The organism is Allomesorhizobium aridi, from assembly GCF_043769475.1.
Lineage (GTDB): Bacteria > Pseudomonadota > Alphaproteobacteria > Rhizobiales > Rhizobiaceae > Allomesorhizobium.
Genome location: NZ_CP171729.1, coordinates 1490393 through 1507282 on the forward strand (window position 1 = coordinate 1490393; position 16890 = coordinate 1507282).

A 16890-nucleotide genomic window follows, 5' to 3' on the forward strand; every position below is an offset into this window, starting at 1 on the left:
CGGTTGGATGGCCGGGCGGGCCGAGGGCCCGCCCGATCGCGCCGTCGCGTCTATTCGGCGATCGGCAGGCCGGTGGCGCCCGTGATCTGGTTGGCCGCGTCGTCGAGCGCGGTCTTCGCGTCGGCATACTCGCCGTTCAGGTATTTGAGCTGCGTGGCGACCATGATCTTGTCGGCGTCCTGGAAGAACGGAGTGCCGCGGCTTGGCTTGACCTTGGCAAGCGTGGACAGGATGTCGACCCACACCTTCTGGCCGCCCCAATAGGGCTGCTCTGCGTTCACATACGGGTCGTCCAGCGCGCTGAGCAGCGAAGGCACCAGCCCAAACTCCTTCAGCATGGTCACCTGGCCATCATTGGTCCCGAGCGTGTAGTTGAGATACGCCCAGGCGGCTTCCTTGTTCTCGGAGGCCGAGGTGATGGCGAGCGACGAGCCGCCGAGATTGGCGGCGCGCGGCCCGTCGGCGGTGGCGGAGGGCATCAGGTAGACGCCCCATTTGCCGGCGAGGTCCGGCGCGGTCGAGCGGATGGTTCCTTCATACCAGCCGCCATACATCTGGGTGGCCACCGTACCGGCCTTGTTGGCCTGGATCTTCTCGTCCCAGGTTCCGGCGATCAGCTCGCCGGCGTCCTTCAGCGCCTTCACCTTTTCGAGGGCAGTGACGCAGCCCGGTTGGTTGACGGTGATCGACTGGGAATCGCTGCTGTAATAGCCGCAGCCCTGCTCATTGGCGATCATGCGGAAGAACTCAGCATCGCCGTTGATGTCGGCCTGGGTCATGGTGACGCCGGGATTGGCTTCCTGGATTTTCTTGCCCGCGGCGATGAAATCGTCCCAGGTCTTGATCGTCGAGGGGTCGATACCGGCCTTTTCGTAGAAGTCGCGGCGGTAGAACATGGCGACCGGACCTGAATCCCACGGCATCGCATAGCGCTTGCCTTCGACCTCGAGTTCCGTCCGCTTGAAGTCGGGGAATTTCGCGGCGATCTCGTCGGTGTAGCCCAGCGTCGTCAGGTCGACGAAACAATCGGGAAACTGGCTCCAGAAGATTTCAGATTCGTGATTCTCGATCGAAAGAATGTCCGGGAGTCCGGCGCCGCCGGCGGCGCATCCGGCGAGCGTCTTGTCGAAAGTCTGCTGGTTTCCGAGATCCTCGACCGTGACTTTCACGTCGGGGAACTGCTTGTTGAAGCCGGCGACTGTGGCCTTCAGCGACGAAGCTGCGACGTTCCAGCTCCAGATGGTGATTTCGCCCGATTGCGCAAAGACCGGGCTAGGGCCCAGGGCAAGCAGAAGCGCGGCGCATGCCAGTTTGGTACGCATGAAATTCCTCCCATTTCATTTGCTCTCAGCGTGAGCGAGGTTAGACTAGACGGAAAAAGGGGGCTGTCATCGACAAAGGGAAAGTGGAGTTGGCGGAAAGTAAGATGCCGGAAAGGCCGTTCTACCAGCCGGGCGCCAGCAGCGTGGAAGGCTGGCCGCTGGTCCTGCAGATGTTCCACACTCGGCCGCTGGTGATGCTCCAGCCGCATTGGCATGCCCAGGTCGAGGTCAATTTCATTGTGCACGGCAACGTGCACTACCGCATGGACGACCACGAGATTTCCCTTTCAGCGGGTGAGATGTGCCTGTTCTGGGGCGGCCTGCCGCACCAGATGGACGAGGCGTCGGACGATGCCATCTATGCCGGGGCGCATCTGCCGCTGGTGCATTTCTTCCGGCTGCACCTTCCGGCCGATATACGGCATCGGCTGATGATGGGCGCGGCGCTGGTGACCAGCGCCACCGACCCGTCCGACGCCCACAATTTCGAGCGCTGGAACCGCTATGCGCGTTCAGGCGACCCCGCCAAAGCCCAGCACGCCGTCAATGAACTCCTGCTGCGGCTGGAGCGGGTGCGGTTCGAGCCCTATCGGCTTGTGCCCGAAGCCTCGACTGGCGAGGACGTCGCCAGCGCCTTCGACCAGCAGTCTTCGCGCAACGTCGGGCGCATGTGCGATTTCATCGCCGAGAATTTCCTCTACGAAATCGACTCCGTGGACATCGCCGCTGCGGCCGATATCCATCCCAAATACGCGATGAACGTCTTCAAGAAATCGACGGGCATGACGCTGAACGAATACGTCAACCTGCTGCGGTTGAGCTACGCCCAGGCTCTGCTGATGAAAGAGGACGCCAATGTGCTGCGGGTCGCCATGGACAGCGGCTTCGGTTCGCTGAGCGCCTTCAACAAGTCGTTCCGCAAGCTTGCCGGAATGTCGCCGTCCGATTTCCGCCGGGTGGCGGTCAGGTAGGACAGCCCCGTCGACAGCTGATTAGCCCCTCGACATCGGCATTATGATGCTGCCGGAACGCTCGCATACATTCCGGTGGTGCGGAATTCGGTTGGGCTGGCGCCGAAAAAGCGGCGGAACACTTTGGCGAAATAATTCGGATCCTCGAAACCGGACATGATGGCGACTTCCTTGACGGAGAGGTCGGCCGTCTTGGTCAAAAGCTTGGTCGCCCTTTGCAGCCGCTTGCGCAGGACGAATTCCGCCGGCGGCATGCCTTCGCTGGTGGCGAAGACGCGGGAGAAATGTGCCCGGCTGAGACCCGAAACCTTGGCAAGTTCCTCGACGGGGAGGGGCTGGTCAAGATTGGCCGTGATGTGGTCGATCACGTGCTGCATTGTTCGATACTCCTGGCTGAGCACAGGATGTGAGCCGAACACGTCGTCGAAAAGCGCCATCGCCGCCTCGTAGGCGATCGCCGAGGCGCTGCCCGGAGCATCCGTGCCGCCTGATATCAGACGCAGGCTGCAATCGGCGAGATGCTCGATCGTCTCCTGCTTCAACTTCAGGATCGGACCTGTCGCGGCAAGAATGGCCTTGTGAATGCGCAGGGCCTCGTCGCCGTTCATCGAAATCCAGAAGAACTCCCATCGCCCGTTCTGCTCCAGCCAGTAGCGATGGTTGTGCGGGATGAGGACCAGGAGAGTCTCGCCCTCGCGAACCCGGTAGTTGCGGTTTTCGTAACTCAGGTTGCCGGCGCCGGCGAGCGTGTGCTGCAACACCGTAAACGGCGTTTGCCCGCGCTTGCGGCCGTCCCAGTCGTAGCTTGGATCCGTGCGGATTTCATAACCCGTGCTGGTCGGCATGGTGTGAAGGCTGTGTCGTCCGCGCGGCAGCGAAACAGTGCGCATGCCGGGTCCGTTGTCCATCAGTTTTTTGAGCACAGAATTACCCACGAAAGCATAATACCTCTCTAGCGAGGCTGGTCATTATGCGCATAATGACCCCTAACAAGACAAGATGGCTGAGCGGACCGGCCTCACAGGGAGGAAACAAAAGCATCGCGGTGCTCATGCAACCGCCGGTTTCGGTGCTTTGATTTTACCCTATCCGGTCATTTCGACCCGATAAGCAGAGACGAGGACGGCATGAGCAGCTTCAAGATAGCCATTATAGGTGCCGGCAGCGTCGGCTTCACCAAGAAACTCTTCACCGACATTCTCTGTGTGCCGGAGTTCAGCGACGTTGAATTCGCGCTTACCGATTTGAGCGAGCATAATCTCGGCATGATCAAGACGATCCTCGACAAGATCGTCGAGGCCAACAAGCTGCCCACCCGTGTCACCGCCACAACGGATCGCCGCAAGGCGATCGAGGGTGCGCGCTACGTCATCAGTTGCGTGCGTGTCGGAGGGCTCGGCGCCTACGCCGACGACATCCGCATCCCGCTCAAATACGGTGTCGACCAGTGCGTCGGCGATACGATCTGCGCCGGCGGCATTCTCTACGGCCAGCGCAACATCCCAGTCATTCTGGATTTCTGCAGGGATATCCGGGAACTCGCCGAGCCAGGTGCGAAATTCCTGAACTATGCCAACCCGATGGCCATGAACACCTGGGCAGCGATCGAATACGGCAAAGTCGATACCGTCGGTCTCTGCCACGGCGTCCAGCACGGCGCCGAACAGATCGCCGAGATCCTCGGCGCCGGGGAGGGCGAACTCGACTATGTCTGCTCCGGCATCAACCACCAGACCTGGTTCGTCGACGTTCGCGTCAAGGGCCGCAAGATCGGCAGGGATGAACTCGTCGCCGCTTTCGAGGCGCATCCGGTCTTCTCGCGGCAGGAGAAGCTCAGGATAGACGTGCTGAAGCGCTTCGGCGTCTATTCGACCGAAAGCAACGGCCACCTGTCGGAATATTTGCCCTGGTACCGCAAGCGGCCGGAGGAGACTGCCAAGTGGATCGACATGTCCGACTGGATCCATGGCGAAACCGGCGGGTACCTGCGCTACTCGACCGAGACCCGGAACTGGTTCGAAACCGAATTTCCGCAGTTTCTTGAAGACGCGGGAAAACCCCTCGATCCGGCGCGCCGCTCGAACGAGCATGCCAGCCACATACTGGAGGCGCTTGAGACGGGGCGAGTCTATCGCGGGCACTTCAACGTCAAGAACGACGGCGTCATCACCAATCTGCCGTCCGACGCCATCATTGAATCGCCCGGTTTCGTCGATCGCTTCGGCATCAACATGGTGGCCGGCATCACGCTTCCGGAAGCCTGCGCCGCGACCTGCATTTCGTCGATCAACGTCCAGCGCATGTCGGTCCACGCGGCAATCTCGGGAGACATCGACCTCCTGAAACTGGCCGTGCTGCACGATCCGCTGGTCGGCGCCATCTGCACGCCGGAAGAGGTCTGGCAGATGGTCGACGAGATGGTTGTGGCGCAGGCTGAGTGGCTGCCGCAATACGCCCATGCGATCGACGGCGCCAAGGAGCGGCTGAGCCGCGCGACGGTGAAGACGCGGGAATGGAAGGGCGTCGCCCGCCGCGAGGTTCGGTCGATCGAAGAGATCCGGGCCGAAAAGGAAGCCGTGAAATTGCGCGCGGCCGGATGAGCCACTGGCGACGATAAAGGCCAATGGTCCGGCGGGTGAATGCGCCCGGGCAGCACGGCACTGTCACCCAAGAAAGCGGAATACCGCTTCGTTCGATGCTTGTTGGAGGAGAGCCATGCCATCGCGGCAGGCCTGATGCATAAGGGAGAAACCAGGACAATGAACATTTTCTGCCGCATGAAAACCGTCGCCGCGCTTCTGTTTGGCGTATCGGCATTCGCCATCCAGGCCTCGGCCTCCGAGCCGACCGTCGTGCCCGAACAGCCGCCGTTTCCGGCGCAAGGCAAGATCACTTACGTGCCGCGCGACTCGATCCTCGAGTTCAAGACGTTGCCGGAGTATCGCGAACCGGAATGGATCACCGAGAAATTCGTCAAGACCGGAAAACTGCCGCCGGTGGCCGAACGCCTGCCGAAGGAGCCGATGGTCTTCAAGACCGGGAACATGCCGGACGGTGTCGGCGTCTATGGCGACACGATGCGCCACGTCGTCGGCGGCCGGCCGGAAGGCTGGAACTACAGCGCCGGGCAGACGCAAGGCTGGGGCGGCATCGACATTGCGATGTTCGAATGCCTGACGCGCACCGCGCCGCTATTCCAGGTCGATGCCAAGGACGTCGAGCCGCTGCCCAATCTTGCCAAGAGCTGGGAGTGGTCGGAAGACGGCCACACGCTGACGATGAAACTGGTCGAAGGGGCAAAGTGGTCGGACGGCGACCCCTTCGACGCCGATGACGTGATGTTCTACTGGGACGACAATGTCGTCGACCCGAACGTCTCGCCGTTGAACGGCGCGACGCCGGAAACGTTTGGTGAAGGCACTATCCTGAAGGAGATCGACAAGTACACGATCGAATGGACCTTCAAGGATGCATTTCCGCGCCAGCACCTCTATTCGATGGCCTACGGCACCTTCTGTCCGGGCCCATCCCATATCCTGAAGACCAAGCATCCGAAATACAACAAGGACATGACCTACGATCAGTACAAGAACGGGTTTCCGCCGGAATACCTGAATACGCCAGTGATGGGCGCTTGGGTGCCGGTCGAATACCGCTCGGACGACATCATCGTGCTGCGGCGCAACCCCTATTACTGGAAGGTCGACGAGGCCGGCAACCAATTGCCGTATCTCAATGAGATTCACTACAAGCTGTCGACCTGGGCCGACCGCGACGTGCAGGCGATCGCGGGCTCCGGCGATATCTCGAACCTGGAACAGCCTGAAAACTTCGTGGAATCGCTGAAGCGCGCCGCACAGGAAACGGCTCCCGCGCGGCTGGCCTTCGGCGCCCGCCTGATCGGCTACAATCTGCGCATGAACTTCTCGGCCAATGGCTGGGGCGAGCCGGACGAGCGGGCGCAGGCCGTGCGCGAGCTCAATCGTAACGACGATTTCCGCAAAGCCGTGACGATGGCCATCGATCGCAAGAAACTCGGCGAATCCCTCGTCAAGGGTCCGTTCACGGCGATCTATCCCGGCGGCATTTCCTCGGGTACGGCCTTCTACGACCGCGCCTCCACGATCTACTATCCGTTCGATCTTGAAGGCGCCAAGGCGCTGCTGGAGAAGGTCGGGCTGAAGGATACGGACGGCAATGGCGTCGTCAACTTCCCTGCCGGAACAGCGGGTGGCTCCGACGTGCAGATCGTGCTCCTCGTCAATTCCGACTACAGCACGGACCGCAATCTCGCGGAGGGTCTGGTCGGCCAAATGGAACAGCTAGGCCTCAAGGTGACGATCAACGCCGTCGACGGCGTGAAGCGCGACAACACGCAATATGCCGGCCGCTTCGACTGGCTCGTCCGCCGCAACGACCAGGAACTGACATCGGTGGTGCAGAATACGACCCAACTTGCGCCGACCGGCCCGCGCACAAGCTGGCACCACCGGGCGGCAAAGGACGGCACGGTCGATCTGATGCCCTTCGAGCAGGAGATGGTGGACATCGTCAACAAGTTCATCGCCAGCAACGACAATGACGAACGGGCCGAACTGATGAAGCAGTTCCAGAAGGTCTCGACGACCAACCTCGATACGATCGGCCTGACGGAATATCCGGGCGCGCTCATCATCAACAAGCGTTTTTCCAACATTCCGGAGGGGACGCCGATCTTCATGTTCAACTGGGCCGAAGACACCATCATCCGCGAACGGGTCTTCGTCGCTGCCGATAAGCAGGGCGACTACGAACTGTTCCCTGAACAGCTGCCGGGCAAGCCTGGCGAAAGCGGCCCGATCAACTAACGCAGTCGATTTCTCCTCCGGCGGGCATCCGCCGGAGGAGAAAGTCTGAATTGAACCGTGGAGAACCCGCACCCCAAGGGAGCGGCAGCGCCACGAGCCACAAGAGAAGCAAACACGGCCATGTTCAGATTTCTGCTTGTGCGTATCGCCTCGGCGATCCCTGTTCTCTTCGTCCTGAGCGTCGTGACGTTCGCGATCATCCAAGCGCCCCCCGGCGACTACAGCGACTATATCCGCTCGCAACTGATCAATCAGGGCGGCGCGTCCTTCGAGGAGGCCGACGCCCAGGCGCAGGCCTACAAGGTCAGCCACGGGCTCGATAAGCCCTTGCCGGTCCAGTACATCAACTGGATCACCGGCATCGTCACCCGCGGCGATTTCGGCCACAGCCTCTTCTATAACAAACCCGTCGCCGATGTGGTCGGCGAACGTCTGCCGCGCACGCTGGCGCTAGCGCTCGTCTGCCATATCCTTGCATCGGTGATCGGCATCACCTTCGGCGTTCTGGCGGCGACCCGGCAATATTCCTGGGTGGACAGCCTGCTGTCGGGGATTTCGTTTCTCGGCATGACGGTGCCGCGCTTCCTGATGGCGCTGATCATAGTCTATGTCCTGGTGTTCCACTTCAACGTCACGGAAATCAACAGCTTTCATTCCGCCCGCTACGGCGGGGCGCCCTGGTCGTGGGGCAAGTTCGTCGATCTGGTCAAGCATGTCTGGCCGGTGATCGCGATCGCCACCTTGGGCGGGCTCGCGTACAACATGCGTGTCATGCGGGGCAATCTTCTCGATACGCTGAACGCTCAATATGTCGAAACCGCGCGGGCAAAGGGCCTCAGCGAAAGCGCTGTCATCATGCGCCACGCCGTGCCGAACGCGCTGCATCCGCTCGTCATGTACCAGGGCGTCGTGTTGCCCTACATGCTGACCGGCGAGATCGAGACCGCCATCATCTTCGCCCTGCCGACGGTCGGCCCGGCGATCGTCGGCTCGATGTGGGTTGGCGATGTCTATGTCACGGCGACTTTCATGCTGGTTCTGTCGGTGACCCTGATCGTCGGCAACATCATCGCCGACATGCTGCTCGCGGCGCTCGATCCGCGGGTTCGCCTTGGGGGAGGGGCCGACGCATGAAAGCCGACGTCCAACCCGCAATCTCCACCTCCGTGCCGCCGGCCAAAGGCCATGGCAACGAAACCTACACCGCGCTTGTCTGGCGCCGCCTGAAGCGATCCTGGACCGGCATGATAGGGCTGATCCTCGTTTGCCTCCTGATGATAATGACGATATTCGCGGAGTTCTTCGCACCCGTCGATCCGAAGCTGACCGGCGTCGGTTTCGCGCCGCCGCAGACCATCAGTATGACGGACCGGGACGGGAATTTCGTCTTTCCGCCGCGCACCTACCAGATTCGTGAGACCGAGGAACTCGACCCGGTCACGTTTCAGCCGATCGTCGGCCCCGACTACGAAAATCCGCAGACGCTCGGCTTTTTCGTGAAAGGGTTCGAGTACAGGCTTTTCGGCCTGATCCCGGCGCAGCGGCATTTCTTCGGCGCCACCGACGGAAGCCCGGTCAATTTCCTCGGCACCGACAAATTCGGCCGCGATGTGCTGTCGCGCATCATCTACGGCTCGCGCATTTCGCTGATGATCGCGCTCACCGTGGTGTTCATCATCACGGTCGTCGGCACCACGGTCGGCATGGTGTCCGGATATTTCGGCGGAAGGCTCGATGCTTGGGTGCAGCGCTTCGTCGAACTGGTGCTCGCCTTTCCGCAACTGCCCCTTTATCTGGCGCTCACTTCGCTGATCCCGGTGACGGCGCCGACCAACGTCTTCCTCGCTTTCGTCATCTTCGTCATGTCGGCGCTCGGCTGGGCGCAGATGTCGCGCGAGGTCCGCGGCAAGACGCTGGCGCTGGCGCGGATCGATTACGTGCGGGCGGCGATGGCGATCGGCGCCACCGACCGCCGGATCATCTTCCAGCATATTTTCCCGAACGTCATGAGCCACGTCATCGTTGCCGTGACGCTGGCGATCCCGAATGTCGTTCTGCTTGAATCCTTCCTCGGCTTCCTTGGCTTTGCGGTGAAGCCGCCGCTGATCTCCTGGGGGCTGATGCTGCAGGATACCGCGACCTATTCCGTCATCGGATCCTATCCCTGGATCCTCGCTCCGGTGGGTTTCGTGCTGGTCACCGTCTTTGCGTTCAATGCGCTGGGCGACGGCCTGCGCGATGCCGTCGATCCATATTGAGAAGGCCAGGAACCATGGCTCTGACGGAAAAGACCTCGATGGCGCCCGACGAACGCTGCGATCATGCGGCGAGGATCGGCAGTCCCATCATCGACGCCCGCAATGTCGCGGTGACCTTCAAGGTGGAAGGCGGAACGGTCGATGCGGTCAAGAATGTGTCCTTCCAGCTCTATCGCGGCGAGACCATCGCCGTTGTCGGCGAGTCCGGCTCCGGCAAATCGGTGACGGCGCGCACGGTCATGGGCCTGCTCACCAAGCGCGCCACGGTGGCCGGGCATTCGCGGATCGAATATGACGGCAAGAACGTGCTGAAATTCTCCGACCGGCAACGCCGGGCGCTGCGCGGTGACCGCATTTCGATGATCTTCCAGGAGCCGATGAGCTCGCTCAATCCGGTTTATACCGTCGGCGTGCAGATCATCGAGGCGATCCGCGTGCATCAGAAGATGAGCCGCAAGCAAGCTGCCGAGCGGACGCTCGAACTGTTGCGGCAGGTGCAGATCCGGACCCGGAAAGCCGCTTCAACCAGTATCCGCACCAGCTTTCGGGCGGCCAGCGCCAGCGCGTCATGATCGCCATGGCGCTCGCCAACAATCCGGACGTGCTGATCGCCGACGAACCGACGACGGCGCTCGACGTCACGGTGCAGGCGCAGATCCTCAACCTAATCCGCGACCTGCAGCAGAAGCTCGGCATGGCGGTAATCCTGATCACCCACGACCTGACCGTCGTTCGCCAGTTTTCCGATTACGTCTATGTGATGAGCCAGGGCGAGGTGAAGGAGCACAACACCACCGAAGCGCTCTTCAAAAACCCGCAGCATCCCTATACGCGCCATCTTCTGGCGTCCGAACCCAAGGGCATGGCCAATCCGCCGCCGGTAGACTCCGCTGTCATGCTCGAGGGCAGCAATGTGCGGGTGTCGTTCATGCTGAAGCATGGCGGGTTCTTCAGGTCGCGGCTCAAGGAACTGGTCGCCGTCGACAGCCTCAGCCTGAAACTTCACCGGCACGAAACGCTGGGGCTGGTCGGCGAATCCGGGTCCGGCAAGACGACGTTCGGGCAGGCATTGGTGAAGCTCTTGACGGCCGACGGCGGCGAAATCTTCTTCGACGGCGAACCCATCCACGCCAGGACACGTGACCAGATGCGGCCGCTCAGATCGCGCATGCAGGTGGTCTTCCAGGACCCGTTTTCCTCGCTCAATCCGCGCATGTCGGTCGGCCAGATCATTGAGGAGGGACTAATCGTCAATCGGCTCGGCGACAACAAAAGCGATCGGTTGCAGCGTGTGGAGCAGGCGCTTGTCAGCGCCGGGCTTCCGCAAAACATCCTCTCGCGCTTCCCGCACGAGTTTTCCGGCGGTCAGCGCCAGCGCATCGCCATTGCGCGGGCAATCGCGCTCGAGCCGGAGTTCATCCTGCTCGACGAGCCGACCTCGGCGCTCGATCTGTCCGTGCAGGCCCAGATCATCGACCTCCTGCGCAAGCTGCAGGACGAACGCGGCCTGAGCTACCTCTTCATTTCCCACGATCTGAAGGTCGTGCGCGCGCTCTGTCATCGGGTGGTGGTGATGCAGCACGGCAAAATCGTCGAGGAAGGGCCGGTCGACGAGGTTCTTTCCCACCCCAGGACCGCCTACACCGAACGGCTCGTCAGGGCCGCGTTCGAAGTAGCCGCATAAATCGCAGACAAGAGGCGCAATTCATGACGAGACAACCCAAGATCACGTTCATCGGGGCCGGTTCCACCGTCTTCATGAAGAACATCATCGGCGACGTGCTGCAGCGGCCGTCTCTTTCCGGCGCGACGATCGCACTGATGGACCTCAACCCGCAACGTCTCGAAGAGAGCGAGATCGTCGCCGGAAAGCTGATCAAGACGCTAGGCGCGAAGGCGACTATCGAGACGCATTCGAGCCAGCGCAAGGCCCTCGAAGGCGCGGATTTCGTCGTCGTCGCCTTCCAGATCGGCGGCTACGAGCCCTGCACTGTCACCGACTTCGAGGTGCCGAAAAAATACGGCCTGCGCCAGACCATCGCCGACACGCTCGGCGTCGGCGGCATCATGCGGGGTTTGCGCACCGTCCCGCATCTCTGGAAAATCTGCGAAGACATGATGGCGATCTGCCCCGACGCCATCCTCCTGCAGTACGTCAACCCGATGGCGATCAATACCTGGGCGATCGCGGAAAAGTATCCACTCATCAAGCAGGTCGGCCTCTGCCATTCGGTGCAGGGAACGGCCTTCGAGCTCGCCCGCGATCTCGAGATTCCGCTCGAAGAAATCCGCTACCGCGCCGCCGGCATCAACCACATGGCTTTCTACCTGAAATTCGAGCACCGGCAGGCCGATGGCAGCCATCGCGACCTCTATCCCGATCTCGTGCGCGGCTACCGGGAAGGGCGCTTCCCCAAGCCCAGCCACTGGAATCCGCGCTGTCCGAACAAGGTGCGCTACGAGATGCTGACCCGGCTTGGATATTTCGTTACCGAGAGCTCGGAGCATTTCGCCGAATACACGCCCTATTTCATCAAGGAGGGCAGGCCCGACCTGATCGAGAAATTCGGCATTCCGCTCGACGAATATCCCAAGCGCTGCATCGAACAGATCGAGCGCTGGAAGGGGCAGGCGGACGCCTACCGCAGCGCAGAAACCATCGAGGTCGAGGAGAGCCATGAGTATGCCTCCTCGATCATGAACTCGGTCTGGACCGGCGAGCCCTCTGTCATTTACGGCAACGTCCGCAACAATGGCTGCATCACCTCGCTGCCGGAAAATTGCGCGGCCGAAGTGCCGTGCCTGGTCGATGCGTCCGGCATCCAGCCGACCTTCATCGGTGCCCTGCCGCCGCAACTGACGGCGCTCATCCGCACCAACGTCAATGTGCAGGAACTGACGGTCGAGGCGCTGATGACGGAAAACTGCGAGCATCTCTACCACGCGGCGATGATGGATCCGCATACCGCCGCCGAACTCGATCTCGACCAAATCTGGTCGCTCGTCGACGATTTGCTGGCCGCCCACAGCGAGTGGATTCCGGAGTGGGCGCGGGTCTCGAAAAAAACTCAGGCTGCGTGAGCCGTGGGGCGCATCGGTCACGCCCAAGACAGATTGACCGCCTGTGCCGGCTCGTCGTGTCGGCCGATGTCATCTCTCTTGCATCGGCCGGATCGTTGTCCTAATCTCGTTTGAGAAAACCTTTTCCCAAGCTTCTTCTCGTTCACAGGCCCAAAGGCCGATATGGCGGGAATGCAAGAGAAAAGCTTTTCTCAATTTAAGGTCGAGAGATGCCTTCCGACGCACAGCCGACGTCCGTCTTTGCAAAGCCCGTCACCTTGCGCGAGGTGGCCGCTGATGCCGGCGTGAGCGTTGCGACGGCCTCGAAGGCTCTCAACGGGCAGGGACGGATGACTGCCGAGACGCGCGAGCGCATTCGCGAGACGGCGCAGCGTCTCGGGTTTCGGCCTAACGGTCTGGCGCAAAGCCTGTTGCGGCGGCGCAGTTTTACCGTCGGCCTGCTGACCAACGACACCTATGGCCGGTTTTCCTTGCCTGTCATGTCGGGCATTTCGGACGCGCTGGTCGACAACGGCGTCTCGGTGTTTCTCTGCAACGTCGAGGACGACCCGCGTCTCGGCCAGCTCCATGTCGATGCGATGCTGGACAAGCGCGTCGACGGCATCATCGCCACCGGCAAGCGGATCGACCGCCATCTGCCGGTCGATCTGTCCAATCTCGGCATTCCCGCGATCTACGCCTTCACCCAGCCTGATCCCGGCGCCATCGCCTTCGTGTCGGACGACGCCGGCGGAGCACGCCTGGCCGTGGAACATTTTTGCCGGCTTGGCCGCCGCCGCATCGCCCATGTCACCGGTCCGTCCAGCTTCGCGGTGGTGCATGAGCGCGCCCAGGCTTATCGCGACGTGCTGACCGAAGCAGGCATGCCCGTCATCGAGCCGCTGCTTGGTTCGTGGTCCGAAGCATGGGGTCGCGAGGCGGTCGGAAAGCTCTTCGACGGGGACGGTGAAAAGCCCGATGCCGTCTTCTGCGGCAACGACCAGATCGCACGCGGCGTCATGGACGCCTTGCGTGAACGCGGCCTGAGCGTGCCCGACGACGTCGGCGTCATCGGTTTCGACAATTGGGAGATCGTGGCCGAGGCGACCCGTCCGCCGCTGACGTCCGTCGACATGAACCTGGCCGCGCTTGGGCGCGAAGCCGGTCTCACCCTTCTTTCGCTCGTCGGCGGGAAACCCGCCGAGCCGGGCATCAGGAAACTGCCGTGCCGGCTGGTGGTGCGTCAGTCATGCGGCCGTCCGCTGGACGGCCTGAAACAAAGCGCCGCGCCAATGGCATCCGCCTGAGACCGCGGCCGAAGCAGGAGGAGAACCAATGAGGACTGCTATTGCCGGGCTCGCCTTTGCCGCGAGCATATTTAGCGCCGCTTTGCCGGCCGGAGCGGCGGAGACCGCCAACATCTGGGTCCGCGCCGACGGCTCGAACTTCATGCCGCGCATCGTGGATGCGTTCAACAAGGGGCACGAGAACCAGATCAAGCTGGACATTATTCCGAATGCCGAAATCATTCCCAAATACGGCGCCGCCGCCGCGGGAGGCACCGCGCCGGACGCGCTCTCGCTCGACCTGATCTACACGCCGGCCTTCTCGGCCGCGGGCCAGCTCGAAGACATCACCGATTGGGCGAAATCCCTGCCTTATTTCGAAAGCCTGTCGCCGGCCCACGTCAAGACCGGCAGCTACAAGGGCCGCATCTACGGATTGCCGTTCTCCGCCGACAGTTCGGTGCTGATCTGGAACAAGAAGCTGTTCAAGCAGGCGGGCCTCGATCCTGAAAAGGGCCCGACCAACTGGGCCGAGATCGAGATGGCCGCCGAAAAGGTCAACGCTCTCGGCGGAGACATCAAGGGCTTCTATTTCTCCGGCAATTGCGGCGGCTGCAACATCTTCACCTTCACGCCGCTGATCTGGGCTTCGGGTGGAGACATCCTCACCGAGGACGGCTCCAAGGCGACGCTCGACAGCCCGCAGCTTCGCGGCGCCATCGACCTTTACCGGTCGATGATTAAGAAGGATCTTGTGCCGCAAGGCGCGCAGACCGACACCGGCTCGAACTTCTTTGCCGCCTTCGCCACCGGCAATATCGGCATCTCGCCGTCCGGAGCTTTCGCCATCGGCGCGCTGAACACCCAGTATCCCGACATCGACTACGGCGTCACCTTCCTGCCGGGCAAGGATGGCGGCTGGTCCTCGTTTGCCGGCGGCGACAATTTCGTCGTCACCAAGGGCACCACGAAGATCGCGGTGGTGAAGGAGTTCCTCGATTTCGCCTACTCCCTGGAGGGCCAGACCATATTGGCGAAATACGGCAGCCTTCCCGTACGCGGCGACATCGCCAAGGAAGCGCTGAAGGATCTTGATCCACGTTATCAGATCGCTGCCGAAGCCATGGCCAAGGGCCGCACGCCCTATACCGTGGTGTTCAACGACCTGATCAACTCCGCCAACGGTCCCTGGACGCAGATGGTCAACGAGGTCTTCTTCGGAGACGACGTCGATGGCTCCATCGCAAATGCCCAGGAAACCATGCAGTCGATCATCGATTCGGCGCAGCAGTAGCAGCAAGTCCGGTGGCCCCTCCGATTGTCGGAGGGGCTGTCGGCCTGCGCGGGGTATAAGCTTGGCATGAGCGCAAATTCTACGCTTTTGCGTCGCCGCAAGCTGGTTGGAGCCGGCCCGCGGCAATGGGTCGGCCTGCTCTACGTCGCGCCGGCTGTCGCCCTCGTCATCGTCTTTTTCATCGTACCGCTCGGCATGACGGTATGGATGTCGCTGCACAACTGGCCGCTCATGGGGGCGCACAGCTACATCGGCCTGGATAATTACTGGGCGATCATGCGGGACAATCGCTTCTGGAACGCGTTGCGCTTCACCGGCTTCTATACGGTGGTGGTGACGGTCGCGATCTTCGCCGTCGCTTTTCCGCTGGCGCTTTTCATCGAAAGACCGCGACCCCTGACCGGCTTTTACCGGACATTCTTCTTCATGCCGGTCGTCGTCGGTTTCGCATCGGCCAGCCTGCTATGGTCGTGGCTTCTCAATGTCGATTCCGGCTTATTCAGCCCGGCCGCCTTCGAACTCGGCCTGACCGAGAAGAAGGTCAATCTGCTTGCGACGTTCCAGCCGGCCTTCTGGTCGATTATCGCCATGGTCGTCTGGAAGGTGGCCGGCTTTACAATGATCATTCTGATGACCGGCCTGCAATCCATACCGCCGGAACTGCAGGAGGCGGCGACGATCGACGGGGCGGGGCCGCTCGCGCGCTTCCGCGCCATCACTCTGCCTCTGATGCGCCGCACCATCGCGCTGGCGCTTATCCTGTCGGTTGCCGGCTCGGTCCTGGCGTTCGACCAGTTCTACATCATCCTGCGCGGCGGGCCGCGCAACCAGACGCTGACCGCCGTGTACTGGATCTTCAACCAGTCATTCGTGTCGTTCAAGCTCGGCTACGGCGCAGCACTTTCGATGGTCCTGCTGGTGATCCTCGTCGCGCTCAGCCTCATCCAGCTCCGGCTGCTGCGCAAACCCGAGGGACTTGACTGATGGCGCAGGCGCGAAAGCACAGCAGCCGCATCGGGCTGCGGATTGCCGAGCACTCGACGGGCATGATCGTGTCCGCGCTTTTTCTCGCGCCGATCATCTGGACCGTGCTTTCGACCTTCAAGCCGGCGCAGGAGGCGCGTCAGCCGCCGCTGCCGCCTTGGCCGACGACAGGCTTCTCGGTCGAGAACTACGCCACGCTCAACACGTTCGGCGACGGCCTCTGGCTGCCGGCGCAAAACAGCATCTATGTCGCGCTGATGACGATGCTGCTGTCGGTGGTCGTCAGCGTGCTCGCCGGATACGGTTTCTCGCGCTTCCGCTTTCCGCTCAAGAACCTGCTCTTCGTCATCATCCTTTCGACGATCATGATACCGTTCCAGTCGATCCTGACGCCGATCTTCCTGGTTCTGACCAAGATCGGCCTGCACAACACGCTGACCGGGCTGGTTTGCGTCTATGTCACGCTGCAGCTGCCGTTCTCCATCTTTATGATGCGCAACGCCTTCGACGCGGTTCCGCGCGAGATCGAGGAAGCCGCCCGCATGGACGGCGCCAACAACATCACCATGCTGGTGAGAGTGATGCTGCCGCTGGTCTGGCCGGGCATCGTGACTATCGCTCTGTTTGCGTTCCTCGGTGCGTGGAACGAGTTCTTGGCCGCGCTCGTGCTGATGACGGACCAGTCCAAATTCACGCTGCCGATCATGATGACGGCGCTTCAGTCGGGCCGGTTCGGTGCGATCGACTGGGGCGCGGTGCAGGCGGGCGTAACCGTGATGATGGTGCCTTGCCTGGTGCTCTTCCTGCTCCTGCAGCGCTTCTACATCCGCGGCCTCATGGCAGGGGCCGTGAAGTGACCGAAATCGAC

12 protein-coding genes and 1 pseudogene are annotated in these 16890 nt (G+C 61.8%); 11 read left to right on the forward strand and 2 right to left on the reverse strand.

Annotation, left to right across the window (positions count from 1 at the left end):
• Positions 1-50: 50 nt before the first annotated feature.
• On the reverse strand, positions 51-1322 hold the full coding sequence (locus ACG873_RS09325) for an extracellular solute-binding protein (protein ID WP_394891459.1): 1272 nt from the start codon (positions 1320-1322) through the stop codon (positions 51-53).
• Between the two features lie 104 nt (positions 1323-1426).
• Between ACG873_RS09325 and ACG873_RS09330 the strand changes: the two genes are divergently transcribed.
• Positions 1427-2293 (forward strand): helix-turn-helix domain-containing protein, encoded by an 867-nt coding sequence (locus ACG873_RS09330; RefSeq protein WP_394893414.1) that lies wholly within the window; start codon positions 1427-1429, stop codon positions 2291-2293.
• Positions 2294-2334: 41 nt separating this feature from the next.
• On the opposite strand, the gene ACG873_RS09335 is transcribed toward ACG873_RS09330, so the two are convergent.
• Positions 2335-3228 (reverse strand): AraC family transcriptional regulator, encoded by an 894-nt coding sequence (locus tag ACG873_RS09335; protein WP_394891460.1) that lies wholly within the window; start codon positions 3226-3228, stop codon positions 2335-2337.
• Positions 3229-3420: 192 nt separating this feature from the next.
• Here ACG873_RS09335 and ACG873_RS09340 point away from each other — a divergent pair, with 192 nt between their 5' ends.
• The 10 genes and pseudogenes from ACG873_RS09340 to ACG873_RS09385 all read left to right on the forward strand — a co-directional run bounded on the left by ACG873_RS09340 (position 3421) and on the right by ACG873_RS09385 (position 16879).
• Positions 3421-4893, forward strand: a complete 1473-nt coding sequence (locus ACG873_RS09340) for an alpha-glucosidase/alpha-galactosidase (RefSeq protein ID WP_394891461.1) — start codon at positions 3421-3423, stop codon at positions 4891-4893.
• A 159-nt stretch (positions 4894-5052) separates the two neighbouring features.
• The gene (locus ACG873_RS09345) at positions 5053-7140 is read left to right on the forward strand and encodes an ABC transporter substrate-binding protein (RefSeq protein WP_394891462.1); all 2088 of its coding nucleotides are present in this window, start codon (positions 5053-5055) and stop codon (positions 7138-7140) included.
• Between the two features lie 120 nt (positions 7141-7260).
• Positions 7261-8274, forward strand: coding sequence for an ABC transporter permease (locus ACG873_RS09350; protein WP_394891463.1), 1014 nt, complete (start codon positions 7261-7263; stop codon positions 8272-8274).
• A complete protein-coding gene (locus ACG873_RS09355) occupies positions 8271-9398 on the forward strand; it encodes an ABC transporter permease (RefSeq protein WP_394891464.1) in 1128 nt (375 codons plus the stop codon). The genes ACG873_RS09350 and ACG873_RS09355 overlap by 4 nt, the downstream gene beginning before the upstream one ends.
• Positions 9399-9412: 14 nt before the next feature.
• Positions 9413-11082 (forward strand): annotated as a pseudogene (locus tag ACG873_RS09360) (ABC transporter ATP-binding protein).
• 23 nt (positions 11083-11105) lie between these two features.
• The gene (locus tag ACG873_RS09365) at positions 11106-12479 is read left to right on the forward strand and encodes an alpha-glucosidase/alpha-galactosidase (RefSeq protein ID WP_394891465.1); all 1374 of its coding nucleotides are present in this window, start codon (positions 11106-11108) and stop codon (positions 12477-12479) included.
• 209 nt (positions 12480-12688) lie between these two features.
• The gene (locus ACG873_RS09370; protein WP_394891466.1) at positions 12689-13765 is read left to right on the forward strand and encodes a LacI family DNA-binding transcriptional regulator; all 1077 of its coding nucleotides are present in this window, start codon (positions 12689-12691) and stop codon (positions 13763-13765) included.
• 28 nt (positions 13766-13793) lie between these two features.
• Positions 13794-15038 carry an ABC transporter substrate-binding protein gene (locus ACG873_RS09375; protein ID WP_394891467.1) on the forward strand — a complete coding sequence of 415 codons (1245 nt, stop codon included), beginning with the start codon at positions 13794-13796 and terminating at the stop codon, positions 15036-15038.
• Positions 15039-15104: 66 nt separating this feature from the next.
• The gene (locus ACG873_RS09380; RefSeq protein ID WP_394891468.1) at positions 15105-16022 is read left to right on the forward strand and encodes a carbohydrate ABC transporter permease; all 918 of its coding nucleotides are present in this window, start codon (positions 15105-15107) and stop codon (positions 16020-16022) included.
• The gene (locus ACG873_RS09385; protein ID WP_394891469.1) at positions 16022-16879 is read left to right on the forward strand and encodes a carbohydrate ABC transporter permease; all 858 of its coding nucleotides are present in this window, start codon (positions 16022-16024) and stop codon (positions 16877-16879) included. The genes ACG873_RS09380 and ACG873_RS09385 overlap by 1 nt, the downstream gene beginning before the upstream one ends.
• Positions 16880-16890 lie beyond the last annotated feature (11 nt).

What these genes read in the sequence shown, in the direction of transcription:
- ACG873_RS09325 (WP_394891459.1), bottom strand. Translation starts at nt 1,322, where the DNA reads ATGCGTACCAAACTGGCATGCGCCGCGCTTCTGCTTGCCCTGGGCCCT.
- ACG873_RS09330 (WP_394893414.1), top strand. Translation starts at nt 1,427, where the DNA reads ATGCCGGAAAGGCCGTTCTACCAGCCGGGCGCCAGCAGCGTGGAAGGC.
- ACG873_RS09340 (WP_394891461.1), top strand. Translation starts at nt 3,421, where the DNA reads ATGAGCAGCTTCAAGATAGCCATTATAGGTGCCGGCAGCGTCGGCTTC.
- ACG873_RS09345 (WP_394891462.1), top strand. Translation starts at nt 5,053, where the DNA reads ATGAACATTTTCTGCCGCATGAAAACCGTCGCCGCGCTTCTGTTTGGC.
- ACG873_RS09350 (WP_394891463.1), top strand. Translation starts at nt 7,261, where the DNA reads ATGTTCAGATTTCTGCTTGTGCGTATCGCCTCGGCGATCCCTGTTCTC.
- ACG873_RS09355 (WP_394891464.1), top strand. Translation starts at nt 8,271, where the DNA reads ATGAAAGCCGACGTCCAACCCGCAATCTCCACCTCCGTGCCGCCGGCC.
- ACG873_RS09365 (WP_394891465.1), top strand. Translation starts at nt 11,106, where the DNA reads ATGACGAGACAACCCAAGATCACGTTCATCGGGGCCGGTTCCACCGTC.
- ACG873_RS09370 (WP_394891466.1), top strand. Translation starts at nt 12,689, where the DNA reads ATGCCTTCCGACGCACAGCCGACGTCCGTCTTTGCAAAGCCCGTCACC.
- ACG873_RS09375 (WP_394891467.1), top strand. Translation starts at nt 13,794, where the DNA reads ATGAGGACTGCTATTGCCGGGCTCGCCTTTGCCGCGAGCATATTTAGC.
- ACG873_RS09380 (WP_394891468.1), top strand. Translation starts at nt 15,105, where the DNA reads ATGAGCGCAAATTCTACGCTTTTGCGTCGCCGCAAGCTGGTTGGAGCC.
- ACG873_RS09385 (WP_394891469.1), top strand. Translation starts at nt 16,022, where the DNA reads ATGGCGCAGGCGCGAAAGCACAGCAGCCGCATCGGGCTGCGGATTGCC.